The sequence below is a fragment of the Nocardioides zeae genome, assembly GCF_030818655.1.
In the GTDB taxonomy this organism is placed as follows: domain Bacteria; phylum Actinomycetota; class Actinomycetes; order Propionibacteriales; family Nocardioidaceae; genus Nocardioides; species Nocardioides zeae_A.
The window spans coordinates 216209-227264 of the sequence record NZ_JAUTAN010000001.1 but is presented as its reverse complement, the minus strand read 5'-3'; the positions used below and the strand labels follow the sequence as shown (position 1 = coordinate 227264).

12 protein-coding genes and 1 pseudogene are annotated in these 11056 nt (G+C 74.6%); 5 read left to right on the top strand and 8 right to left on the bottom strand.

Annotation, left to right across the window (positions count from 1 at the left end):
* The 3 genes from QE405_RS01000 to QE405_RS00990 all read right to left on the bottom strand — a co-directional run bounded on the left by QE405_RS01000 (nt 1) and on the right by QE405_RS00990 (nt 2425).
* On the bottom strand, nt 1-654 hold the full coding sequence (locus tag QE405_RS01000) for a hypothetical protein (protein ID WP_307198367.1): 654 nt from the start codon (nt 652-654) through the stop codon (nt 1-3).
* Between the two features lie 399 nt (nt 655-1053).
* Nucleotides 1054-1665 carry an excalibur calcium-binding domain-containing protein gene (locus QE405_RS00995; protein WP_307198366.1) on the bottom strand — a complete coding sequence of 204 codons (612 nt, stop codon included), beginning with the start codon at nt 1663-1665 and terminating at the stop codon, nt 1054-1056.
* Nucleotides 1666-1792: 127 nt separating this feature from the next.
* The gene (locus QE405_RS00990) at nt 1793-2425 is read right to left on the bottom strand and encodes a manganese efflux pump MntP (RefSeq protein WP_307198365.1); all 633 of its coding nucleotides are present in this window, start codon (nt 2423-2425) and stop codon (nt 1793-1795) included.
* A 331-nt stretch (nt 2426-2756) separates the two neighbouring features.
* Between QE405_RS00990 and QE405_RS00985 the strand changes: the two genes are divergently transcribed.
* Complete coding sequence (locus tag QE405_RS00985; RefSeq protein WP_307198364.1) at nt 2757-3932, top strand: acyl-CoA dehydrogenase family protein; 1176 nt, start codon at nt 2757-2759, stop codon at nt 3930-3932.
* A 14-nt stretch (nt 3933-3946) separates the two neighbouring features.
* Nucleotides 3947-5098 (top strand): acyl-CoA dehydrogenase family protein, encoded by a 1152-nt coding sequence (locus QE405_RS00980; RefSeq protein WP_307198363.1) that lies wholly within the window; start codon nt 3947-3949, stop codon nt 5096-5098.
* Nucleotides 5099-5167: 69 nt separating this feature from the next.
* Here QE405_RS00980 and QE405_RS00975 read toward each other — a convergent pair whose 3' ends face one another.
* The 3 genes and pseudogenes from QE405_RS00975 to QE405_RS20860 all read right to left on the bottom strand — a co-directional run.
* Entirely contained in the window at nt 5168-6781 is a 1614-nt protein-coding gene (locus tag QE405_RS00975; RefSeq protein ID WP_307198362.1) for a GAF domain-containing sensor histidine kinase, read from the bottom strand.
* Between the two features lie 307 nt (nt 6782-7088).
* Nucleotides 7089-7235: a hypothetical protein gene (locus tag QE405_RS00970; protein ID WP_307198361.1), complete on the bottom strand. Its 147-nt coding sequence runs from the start codon at nt 7233-7235 to the stop codon at nt 7089-7091.
* Nucleotides 7236-7275: 40 nt separating this feature from the next.
* Nucleotides 7276-7650 (bottom strand): annotated as a pseudogene (locus QE405_RS20860) (DUF1697 domain-containing protein); the annotation flags it as partial.
* Between the two features lie 62 nt (nt 7651-7712).
* Here QE405_RS20860 and QE405_RS00965 point away from each other — a divergent pair.
* Together QE405_RS00965 and QE405_RS00960 are read left to right on the top strand one after the other, a co-directional pair.
* Nucleotides 7713-8162, top strand: coding sequence for a MarR family winged helix-turn-helix transcriptional regulator (locus QE405_RS00965; RefSeq protein WP_307198360.1), 450 nt, complete (start codon nt 7713-7715; stop codon nt 8160-8162).
* On the top strand, nt 8159-9442 hold the full coding sequence (locus QE405_RS00960) for an MFS transporter (RefSeq protein ID WP_307198359.1): 1284 nt from the start codon (nt 8159-8161) through the stop codon (nt 9440-9442). The genes QE405_RS00965 and QE405_RS00960 overlap by 4 nt, the downstream gene beginning before the upstream one ends.
* Nucleotides 9443-9470: 28 nt before the next feature.
* Here QE405_RS00960 and QE405_RS00955 read toward each other — a convergent pair whose 3' ends face one another.
* Both QE405_RS00955 and QE405_RS00950 read right to left on the bottom strand, forming a co-directional pair.
* Nucleotides 9471-9956 carry a hypothetical protein gene (locus tag QE405_RS00955; RefSeq protein WP_307198358.1) on the bottom strand — a complete coding sequence of 162 codons (486 nt, stop codon included), beginning with the start codon at nt 9954-9956 and terminating at the stop codon, nt 9471-9473.
* Nucleotides 9957-10037: 81 nt separating this feature from the next.
* Nucleotides 10038-10493 (bottom strand): PaaI family thioesterase, encoded by a 456-nt coding sequence (locus tag QE405_RS00950; RefSeq protein WP_307198357.1) that lies wholly within the window; start codon nt 10491-10493, stop codon nt 10038-10040.
* Between the two features lie 62 nt (nt 10494-10555).
* On the opposite strand from QE405_RS00950, the gene QE405_RS00945 reads away from it, so the two are divergent.
* Complete coding sequence (locus QE405_RS00945; RefSeq protein ID WP_307198356.1) at nt 10556-11038, top strand: winged helix-turn-helix transcriptional regulator; 483 nt, start codon at nt 10556-10558, stop codon at nt 11036-11038.
* Nucleotides 11039-11056 lie beyond the last annotated feature (18 nt).

Here is an 11056-nt window from a genome sequence, read left to right as displayed (position 1 = left end):
TCACCCCCGCTGCGCGACGGTGACGGTGCCGGCCGCCATCGCGGCCACCGCCGTGCGGACCGCGTCGCGCTGCTCGTCCGGCACGGCCAGCACCAGCTGGCGGTCCGCCACCGACCCCACCTGCGTCGAGGCGCCGGGCGCCTCCACGACCCTCACCCCCTCCAGGAGCAGGACGGCACCGCTCCGTGTGGCCCCCTCGTCGGACGCCGCTTCGTCGGACGCCCCCGCGTCGGACACCGCCCCCTCGTCGGACGCGGCCTCGTCGGACACCGGGAGGTCGCTGCCGGCGACCCAGAGGTCGACGACGCTGCCGACACCCACCCCGGGCGGCACGAGACCGGGCTCGACCGTGACCGGCAGGTGCAACACGTCGGACTCGTCCGCGGGCACCACCGCCCCGGACGGCAACAGCTCGCCGGCGCCGACGTCGCGGTCGAGCCGGACGTCGGGACCAGGCGGGTCGGACGCCGCGACGTACTCCCCCAGCCGGTCCCCGTCCCGGAACCGCACCTCGACGGCGACGAGGTCGTCCGGCGCCAGCGCAGAACCGGCCGGCAGGTCCTCCCGCGCGGCCCAGACCGCCACCGTGTCGTCGGCCGACGCCAGCACGCGCGCGCCGACCACGACCGAGACGGCGACGATCAGCAGTCCCACCCACAGCCGCGGATCGCGCCAGCCCGGCGCGGTCGCACGTGTCGCCTGCTGCGGGCGGACATTCCCGAGATGTCCACTCACGCGAACCATGATGGCCGCGTCATCGCGGATCCGCACCGCCCTGTCCACAGGGAGGACGCGGACCGGCGGAGTCCGCCAGCCGCTGTGCCGGGTCGGCGCTCGGCGGAAGACGCCGCGAACTGTGCGGCTGGGACACCTCGAAGCCGACCCGAACCACACCAACGTCCCAGTTCGGCACCCGGCGGCTCGGCCAGACGACACCGGCCCCACCCCCGACCGGCGAGGCATCAGCCCGGAACTGTGCGGCTGGGACAGGTCCGAGCCGATCTGAACCGCACCAACGCCCCAGTTCGACACCCGGCCGGGCGCCGACCGACCTCAGCGCTCGCAGACGATCCCGTCGCCGTCACGATCGGTGTACCAGTCGTACTCGGGGTCGACGCCCGACACGTAGTCGCCGTAGCCGTTGTCGTTCGCCTCGCCGCAGGTCCCGAAGTGCGGATCCGTGCCCGACGACGCCGACGAGCCCGACGAACCCGACGAACCCGAACCGGAACCCCCGGTCGACCGGGATGCCGCGGTGGCCAGCGCCGCCGTGACGGCCTCCTCGACCGCCGCGGCCTGGGCGAGCTCCGCCTCGGCCTGCTGCGCGGCGAGCGCCTCGGCCACCGCGGTCTCCGTGGTGGCCTGCGCCTGCTGCTCGAGCGCGGCCAGGTCCGCGGCCGCTGCGGTCGCGTCCTCGGTGGCGTCGGCGACCTGCGCCTCGAGCGTCGCGACCTGCTCGGCCGCGACGGCCAGGGCGTCCTGGGCTGCCGCCTCGGCAGCGGTGCGGCCCTCGGTCGTCGCCGCGGCCAGCGCCTCGTCGTCCGCACCGGCACCCGCGGTCCCGACGACCGTCCCGAGCAGGAACGCTCCGACGGCCGCGGCGACGCCGGTCCGACGTCGGGTCCAGAACCCGCGGGCGGGCGCCGGCCCGCTTCGCCGGGTCATGTCGTACTGCTCCACCGGGTCCCCACTTCCGTTGATCGACCGACCCAGTGGACAGCGGAGACACCCCGCCCGTCCCCCGAACACGGGGGACGGACCCGGTCGGTCCAGACCAGTCGAGCGGGGGCCGTCAGCCCAGCACGCCGAGGTGGGCGAGCAGGATCCGCAGGCCGATCAGCACCAGGATCACGCCGCCGACCACCTCGGCCCACTGGCCGAGCCGCTCACCGACCCGGGCGCCCACGAAGACGGCGGCGAGCGAGAGGGCGGCGGTGACGACGCCGATGATCGCCACGGCCACGAGCACCTCGCCGACACCGAGGCTGAGCACGCCGAAGGTCACCCCGACCGCGGCGGCGTCGATCGAGGTGGCGACCGCGAGCGGGAGCACCACGGCGAGCGTGACAGGCGCGTACGACGCGACGCGGGTCCCCGGCGTACCACCGGCGCCGGCCGCGTCCGCCCCACCGGCGGCGTCGTCGTCCTCCTCGTCGGAGAAGGCCTCGCGGAGCATCATGCCGCCGAGCACGGCGAGGAGGGCGAACGCGATCCAGGGCGCGACGGCGCTGACGACGCCGGCGAACCAGAAGGAGAGCACCCAGCCGCCGAGGGGCATGGCCGCCTGGAACACGCCGAACGCGCCCGCGAGGAGGAGCGCGTCGCGCCAGCGGGGGTGGCGCATGCGCATGCCCTGGGCGACGGACACGGCGACGGCGTCCATGGCGAGGGCGAAACCGAGGACGAAGATCTCGGCGATGGTCATGGGGGCGGTTCCTCTCGTCATGCTGGACGAGAGCGTCCGCCGGGCAGGGCGAGGCCTCGACCAGCAACGTCCACTGGTCGAAGGTCTCGTCCACCGCGGGCGGTCCGCGACGTCTCCGTCACGGGCGCTCGGGCGGGACGGCCGGGCTCCCACGTCGTCGTGGTCGCCAGTATGTCGACCGCCCCTGCCGACTCGCGTCGGCCGGGCTACTCCCCTTCGGTGGAGGACTGTACGGCACCGGGCGGGGACCGTCACACCACGTTGTCGGTACCCAGGGGTAACGTGACCGGAGCCATAGGGGCGAGACGCGCCCGGTCGACGAGGAGGTCCCATGCGGCTGCAGCTGTCGGAGGAGGACGAGGCGTTCCGCGCCGAGCTCCGCACGTTCTTCACCACCGAGGTGGACGAGGGCGTCCGCGCCACGGTGCGGGATCGCGGCGAGCTCACGAAGGACCAGATCGTCGCGACCCACCGCACGCTCAACGCCGCCGGGCTGGCGGTCCCGCACTGGCCCGTCGAGTGGGGCGGCAAGGACTGGAGCCCGCTGCGCCGCCACCTGTGGCACGAGGAGATGCAGCGCGCCTGCGTCCCGCCGCCGCTCGCGTTCAACGCCTCGATGATCGGGCCGGTCATCGCGACGTTCGGCAGCCAGGAGCAGAAGGAGCGCTTCCTGCCGCCGACGGCCAACGTCGACATCTTCTGGAGTCAGGGCTTCTCGGAGCCCGGCGCCGGCTCGGACCTCGCCTCCCTGCGCACCGCAGCGGTGCGCGACGGCGACGACTGGATCGTCAACGGCCAGAAGACCTGGACGACGCTGGGCCAGTGGGGCGACTGGATCTTCACGCTCGTGCGCACCAACCCCGACGTGAAGAAGCAGGCCGGCATCTCGATGCTCCTCATCGACATGCGCACGCCCGGCGTCGAGGTGCGTCCGATCGAGCTGATCGACGGCGGCCACGAGGTCAACGAGGTGTGGTTCACCGACGTGCGCGTCCCCGGCGAGAACCTCGTGGGCGAGGTGGACTCGGGGTGGACGCAGGCGAAGTTCCTGCTCGGCAACGAGCGGGTGGGCGTCGCGCCGGTCGGCGCGACGAAGCGCGTGCTGGCCCAGGCGAAGGAGTGGGCGGCGGCGACGCGCTCCGGCGAGGGCACGCTCCTCGACGACCCCCATGTCGCGGTGCGGATCGCGGAGCTCGAGAACGAGCTGATGGCGCTCGAGCTGACCGCGCTGCGGGTGGTCGCGAACTCCGCCGACGGCAAGCCCCACCCGGCGAGCTCCGTGCTCAAGCTGCGGGGCACCGAGCTGCAGCAGGCGGTCTCCGAACTGGTCGTCGACCTGGCCGGGCCCGGTGCCCTGGCGTTCGGCACGAGCGAGGCCGACAGCGACCTGCCCGTGTGGGCACGCCGCAGCACGCCGACCTACCTGAACCTCCGAAAGGCGTCGATTTACGGCGGCTCCAACGAGGTGCAGCGCCAGATCATCGCCGGCACCATCCTGGGTCTGTAGAGAGAGGCAGCACGATGGACTTCGAGCTCGACGAGGAGCAGCAGGCGCTGCGCGAGGCCGCGCGCGGACTGCTCCGCAAGCGCTACGCGGACTTCGAGACGCGGCGGGGCACCGTCGCCGACGCCCCCGGCTTCGACCGCGACACGTGGTCGCGCATGGCCGAGATGGGGCTGCTCGGCCTCCCCTTCGCGGAGGACGACGGCGGGATGGGCGCCGGACCGGTGGAGGTCGCCGTGGTGGCCGAGGAGGTCGGGCGCGTCATCGCCCCCGAGCCGTTCCTCACCTCCGTGGTGCTCGCCGGTGGCCTCGTGGCCGCCGTCGGCACGGCCGAGCAGCGCGCCGACCTGCTGGGCGGTCTCGCCTCCGGCGCGTCGCTGGTCGCCCTCGCCCACGCGGAGCCCGGCGCCCGGTGGACGGCGACCGCGACCGGCGTGAGCGCCGAACAGGGCGACGGCGGCTGGCGCCTGACGGGCGTCAAGGAGCCGGTGCCCCAGGGCGCCGAGGCGGACGTGCTCGTGGTCTCCGCAGCGCTGCCCGACGGCGGCACCGGCCTCTTCACGGTGGTCGCCGACGGTGACGGCGTCACCCGCAGCGGCTACCGCGCACCCGACGGCTCCCGCGCCGCGCGCATCACGCTCGACGGCGCGCCCGCGACCCCGCTCGGTGAGGCCGGCCAGGACCAGGCGACGGCGATCGCCGCGGCCTACGACGCTGCCCGCGTCGCCGCCGCGCAGCAGGCGGTGGGCGCGATGCAGGTCGCGCTCGAGACGACGGCGGGCTACCTCAACAGCCGCGAGCAGTTCGGCGTGCCGCTCAAGCGCTTCCAAGCGCTGACCTTCCGGGCGGCGGACCTCTACGTCGCGGTCGAGCTCGCCCGCAGCCTGGCCCTCTGGGCGGCGATGGTGCACGCCGATCCGGACACGTCGGCCACGGAGCGCGCCACGGCCGCCGCCCGGGCGTGGGCCCAGGCCTCGAAGGCGGGCCGGCTGGTCGGCCAGGAGGCCATCCAGCTGCACGGCGGCATCGGCATGACGGCGGAGTACAGCGTGGGCAGCTACACGGCCCACCTCACGACGCTCGACCACCTGCTGGGCGACGCGCGCCACCACCTGGGGCTCCTGGCTGCCACGGTCGGCGACCACGCCGAGGTCGACCCGCTGGGCTGAGCCCTGGCGCCACCCCCGAGCCGGCCACCCGGGAGCCGGGCCCCCGCACCACGCGGGGCCCGGCTCCCGTCAGTCCGGGAGGGGCACGACCCACTCGAGGGTGGTGCCCTCCCCGGGGGTGCCCGTGATCCGCACGTCGCCACCGAGGTCACGCGCCCGGCGGCGCACGTTGACGAGCCCGCTCTCGACGCCCGGGGCGGCGAGGCCCCGCCCGTCGTCGGCGACCCGCAGCACCACCCCGTCGGCGCCCACGGCGAGCCCGACCTCCACGCCCGTCGCCGCCGCGTGGCGGACCACGTTGGACAGCGCCTCGCGCAGGGTCGCGAGCAGGTAGTCGCTGATCCGGTCGGGCACGGTCGTGTCGAGCGGGCCCTGGAGGTCGACGGTGGCGCGGAAGCCGAGCGGCTCGGCGTACTCCGCCACGAGCTGGCGCACCTCCGCCCGCAGGGAGCGCCCCCGCAGGCGGGAGAGCTCGAAGATCGTGGTGCGGATGTCGCGGATCGTCTGGTCGAGGTCGCGCACGACGACGTCGAACCGGGGCTGCTCCGTCGCGGGCAGGTGGCGGCGCAGGCCCTGCAGCTGCAGGCCGGTCGCGAACAGACGCTGGATCACCACGTCGTGGAGGTCGCGGGCGATGCGCTCGCGGTCGGCCAGCACCATGAGCTCCTGGCGCTCCGCGAGCCCCTCGAGGCGGTCGATGGAGGTCGTCGCCTGGTTGGCGAAGGAGGTGAGGAGCTCGAGCTCGGCCTGGTCGGGCGGGTGCGCGTCGCGGCGCAGCACGACGCCGATCACGAGCCGCTCGGTCAGCCGCAGGGGGAACGGCACGATGACGACGAGCGAGCGGCCGGTCTGCGAGACCCGCGCTCGGCGGTCGGTGAAGGCCGCCTTGACCGCGGTGTGCACCGGGGTGCCGGGCGCCAGCCGCTCCCGCATCGCGTCGCGGTCGCCGAGCTTGCCGGGCAGGTCCGCGGCGGGGTCCTCGGCGACGAGCTCGATGTGGTCGTCGACGAGGTGGGCGAGCACGACCGCCCGCGCGTGGAACATCCACCCGACGAGCTCGGCGACGTGCGTGAGCGCGACACCGCGGTCGATGGGGGGCTCCAGCAGCTCCACGGAGCGCTGGAAGACGCGCAGCCACTCCTCGCGGCGCTCGGCACGTGCTCGGGCCTCGGCGAGCGCCAGCACCTGCGCGGCCCGCTCGGCCAGCCACTCCAGGACGTGCTCGTCGGTGGGCGTGAACGGACGGTGGCCCGGACCGTCGCCGAGGAAGAGCGTGCCCAGCGACCGCCCGGCGTGGCGGACCGGCACGCCGATGAAGCGGTCGATCTCGGGGTGGCCCGGTGGCAGCGCCTCCGCCTCCAGGCGGCCGCTCACCTGCTCCCGCCGCATCGGTCCGAGCGACGCCAGCACCTCGGCGAGCACGCCGCGCCCCTCCGGGAGGTCGCCCATCGCGTCGACCTCGCGGTCCTCCAGGCCGTGGAAGTGGAAGTCCCGCATGCGGCCCTCGGCGTCGAGCACGGCCAGCACGCCGTACGCCGCGCCGGTCAGCTCGCAGGCCGTCTCGACGATCGCGTCGAGCGCCTCGTCGAGGTCCCCCTCCGAGGTGACGAGCTCGAGCAGGTCGAGCACGCGAGCCAGCTCGTCGCTGCCGACGAGCTCGGCGATGGGCCGCCGGGGAGACATGGGGCGACCGTAGTCGCTCGGCCCCCCGGAAATGGGAACGGCCCGCAGGCGTGGTGCGTGGAGTCGAGACTCCTCGCGCCGTCTCCGGCGGACATGTCCGGAGCACCTGCGGGCCGGGTGACTGCCCTTGGATTGCCAGCGGCTCGACGCCGTCGGCGGCGGAGCTGCTAGCGGGCAGCCACCTCACGCGTCCTAGAAGAACTCATTCCTCGGACCACCTCCTTTCCCGTGTGCAGAAGACGGTACGCCGGTGTCCCGGACCCCTCAAGGGATTTATCGGCGGCAACGGAGGAGGCTGCCGGCCCCCTCACGTCCAGTCCGCCGCGAGGCGGCGCACGACCGTGAGGTTGCGGTTCGTGCCGCGCACGCCGAGCACCTTCTCGATGCGGTTGTTGTCGAGCCGGGCCTGCTGGTAGCCCTCGAGGAGCGTGAGGTGGGCGGCGCGGCCGACCACGGAGAGCCGGGCCCGCTCCGGCCTCGACGAGGGCGTCGAGGCGCGCGACCGCGTCGGGTGCGGGCAGGTCGCGCAGGAACGTGACGTACTGGCCGTGCACCTGCTCCTCGCCCACCTCCGCACGGACGGCGGCCAGCCGCTCCTCCCCCGCAGCCGCGGCCGTCTGGAGCTCGGCCGGGGTCAGCACCACGACGTCGAGCGGGAAGCCCCGGTCGGCGGCGACGACGGACTCCAGGCGTTCCGTGAGCCGGGCGACGGAGCGGGCGGGGGTGCTCAGCCGCACGTTCCCGGTCTGGATGTAGGTGGCGACGTCCGCGAACCCCGCGCCCTCGAGCGCGGCCCGCAGCTCGGCCATCGGGTACGTGTTCCGCGGACCCAGGTTGATCGCGCGCAGGAACGCGACGTACGTCGGCATGACGGCATCGTCACATGCCTGTGGCATTTACTTGCATAGGCAAACTATGTAGCGTCGAGCTCGTGCCCCCGTCCACCCCCACCACCGATGTCGACGCCGACGTCACGCGGCTCGCGGGCGAGCTGGTCACGGCTGCCAGCCGCCTCGTGCGCCAGGTCCGCCGCAGCTCGCCGCAGGTCGCGCCCGCGCTGCGGGTGCTCGCGATGCTCGACGACCACGGCCCGATCACCGTCGGCCGCGTCGCCGAGCTCGACGGCACCTCGCAACCGACCGCCACGGCCGCGGTGCGGGGGCTCGTCCGCCAGGGCTGGGTGCAGCGCACGCCGCACCCCGACGACGCGCGCTCGACGCTGCTCGGGCTGACGCCGGCCGGTCGCAGCACCCTCGCCGAGCAGCGCCGTCGCAACGCCGCGCTGGTGCGCGACCGCCTGGTGGCCGCGGGCCGGCACTCCCCCGACGACCTCGCGCGGGCGGTCGACCTGCTCCGCGCCCTCACGGAAGGAACCGCATGACCGACCTCGCCGCCCGGACCACCCCGGGAGCGACCCCCACCGCTGCGCCCGCCTCCCCACCCGCCTCCCCCTGGCGCCAGCCGCGCGCGGTCTGGGCCGTGGCGTTCGCCTGCGTGATCGCCTTCATGGGGATCGGTCTCGTCGACCCGATCCTCAAGGAGATCGCGGCCCAGCTCGAGGCCACGCCGAGCCAGGTGTCGCTGCTGTTCACGAGCTACATGGCCGTCATGGGCGTCGCGATGCTCGTCACGGGCGTGGTGTCGAGCCGCATCGGCGCCAAGCGCACCCTGCTCACCGGGCTCGTGCTCATCATCGTGTTCGCCGCGCTCGCCGGGGCGTCCGGCTCCGTGGGGGCCGTCATCGGCTTCCGCGCCGGCTGGGGCCTCGGCAACGCGCTCTTCATCGCGACCGCGCTCTCGACCATCGTGAGCGCGTCGACCGGCTCGCTGGCCAGCGCCATCATCCTCTTCGAGGCGGCGCTCGGCCTGGGCATCGCCTCCGGACCGCTCCTCGGCGGGCTGCTCGGCGGCATCTCGTGGCGCGGCCCGTTCTTCGGCGTCTCGGTGCTGATGGCGATCGCGGTCGCCGCCACGGCCGTGTTCCTGCCCGCGACGCCGCCGACCGGCCGGCGCACCTCGCTGGCCGACCCGTTCCGCGCCCTCCGTCACCCCGCGCTGCTGCTGCTCGCGCTCGTCGCGGTGTTCTACAACCTCGGCTTCTTCACCCTCATGGCGGCCGGGCCGTTCGCGCTGCCGTCGTTCGACATCATGCAGGTCGGCTGGACGTTCTTCGGCTGGGGCGTGCTGCTCGCGATCACCTCGGTCGTGGTGGCCCCGCGGCTGCAGCGCCGCTTCGGCACCCTGCCCTCGATGATCGCCTGCCTGGCGCTGTTCGCGCTCGACCTCGCCGTCATGGCGCTGCTCGCCGAGACCGAGGCCGTGGTGGCCCTCGGCATCGTGCTCGCGGGCGCCTTCCTCGGCGTCAACAACACGCTGGTGACCGAGGCCGTCATGGGTGCGGCCCCGGTGGAGCGGCCGGTCGCCTCCGCGGCGTACTCGTTCGTGCGGTTCACCGGCGGCGCCGTCGGCCCGTTCGTCGCGCTGAAGCTCGCCGAGCACGTCGACGTGCACGCCCCGTTCTGGTTCGGCGCGGCGGCCGTCGCCGTCGGTGTCGTCGTGGCGCTCGCCGGCGCGCGCACCGTGAACCGTGCCCTGCACGGCGCCCCGGCCAGCCACAGCGAGGGCGAGGCGGCGGCGATCGCCGTCGGCGACGCCGACTGACCCGACCGACCCCAGGGACGGGGCCGGTCTACTCGGAGGCCGGCTCCTCGGGGTTGACGCAGTACGCCGCGGGTCCGGTCGTGGCCGCGTGGTAGGCGAACGTCTCGCCGGCCACCTCGAGCAGGATCTGCCGGCCGGGGGTGATGGCCTGGGTGTAGTTCATGCCAGGCTCCGGGCAACCGAGCGCGCCGCTGCGCCACTGCACCGCGGCGTCGCTCACCACCACGACCTCGCCGGTCGGGACGCTCTCCCGCTCGGCGAGGTCGGCGATGGCGCCGGCCAGCACCTCGTCGGCCCCGCCGTCCGGGCCCTCCCCCTCCGAGGGGCCGTCCGACGGGCTGACCGTCGGGGCGTCGGAGAGAGTGGGGCTCTGGGGCGTGCCCCCGCTCGCGTCCGGCGGGCTCGAGTCGGCGGCGCCGGGCTCGGCCGGGTCGTCCGCCGAGCCGCAGGCGCCGAGCGCGAGCACGAGGCCGACGGCGAGGGCGGAGAGCGGGAGGGTGCGGTGGAGGAACATCCGAGATCAGCTCCTGGATCGGGGGCGTCAGGCGACGTCGTACCACCCTAGGACGGCCGCCGTCCCGGTCAGGTTCCGCGGTCAGGCGAAGATCATGCAGCTCGACGTGGCGTAGGCGACGAGGCGTCCGGCCGCGTCCGTGAGGCGCCCCTCGGCGAGGGCCGTGCGTCGGCCGCGTTGGAGGACGGTGCCCTCCGCCCGCAGCACCCCGGAGGCCGCCGTCGCGGGGCGCAGGAACTTCACGGTCAGGTCGAGCGACGTGTAGGTCTCCCCCGCCGCGAGCGTCGAGTGGACCGCGCACCCGCAGACCGTGTCGAGCAGGGTGGAGAGCACGCCGCCGTGCACCGTCCCCAGGGGGTTGTCGTGACGCGCGGGGTCGGGCACGAGCTCGACGCTCACCCGTCCGACCTCCGGCACCGCGAAGTCCTGCATGCCCAGGGTGACCGCCACGGGCGCGGGCGGGACCCGGCCGTCGGCCATCGCCCGCAGCTGGGCGAGACCGTCCAGGGCGGCGACGGGGGGCTGGGTCTGGTTCATGGACACAGGCAAGCAGGCCAACCTGCGTCTGTCAATCAGACCCAGGCCGTAGGATGGACGCCGTGCCCCGGCCCGCCGTCCTCGACTACACCACCGACAACTGCTCGCTCGTGCGCGCCATGCAGGTGCTGGGCGAGCGGTGGACGCTCGTCGTGCTGCGCGAGGTGTTCATCGGCGTCCGCCGGTTCGAGGACATCCGGCAGCACACCGGCATCCCCCGCCAGGTGCTCACCGACCGCCTCGGCAACCTCGTCGACGCCGGCCTGCTCGCGCGGGAGCCCTACCAGGACCCGGGGGCCCGGGTGCGTCACGAGTACCGGCTGACCCCGAGGGGCCTCGACCTGCAGCCCGCGCTCATCGCGCTCACGCGGTGGGGCGACCGGCACCTGGCCGACGAGGCCGGGCCGCCGATCGAGTTCCGCCACCGCGAGTGCGGCGGCAGCGTCGACGTGGTGCCGGTCTGCTCGGAGGGCCACCACCTGCCCGATCCCCGGCAGACGGTGCTGGAGATCGGCCCGGGCGCCCGGCCGGCGTCCCCGGCCTGATCCCGGCCTGACCCCGGC

Coding starts and splice junctions, on each gene's coding strand:
- QE405_RS00950 (WP_307198357.1), bottom strand. CDS start 10,493: ATGAACCAGACCCAGCCCCCCGTCGCCGCCCTGGACGGTCTCGCCCAG.
- QE405_RS00985 (WP_307198364.1), top strand. CDS start 2,757: ATGCGGCTGCAGCTGTCGGAGGAGGACGAGGCGTTCCGCGCCGAGCTC.
- QE405_RS00955 (WP_307198358.1), bottom strand. CDS start 9,956: ATGTTCCTCCACCGCACCCTCCCGCTCTCCGCCCTCGCCGTCGGCCTC.
- QE405_RS00975 (WP_307198362.1), bottom strand. CDS start 6,781: ATGTCTCCCCGGCGGCCCATCGCCGAGCTCGTCGGCAGCGACGAGCTG.
- QE405_RS00990 (WP_307198365.1), bottom strand. CDS start 2,425: ATGACCATCGCCGAGATCTTCGTCCTCGGTTTCGCCCTCGCCATGGAC.
- QE405_RS00960 (WP_307198359.1), top strand. CDS start 8,159: ATGACCGACCTCGCCGCCCGGACCACCCCGGGAGCGACCCCCACCGCT.
- QE405_RS00995 (WP_307198366.1), bottom strand. CDS start 1,665: ATGACCCGGCGAAGCGGGCCGGCGCCCGCCCGCGGGTTCTGGACCCGA.
- QE405_RS00980 (WP_307198363.1), top strand. CDS start 3,947: ATGGACTTCGAGCTCGACGAGGAGCAGCAGGCGCTGCGCGAGGCCGCG.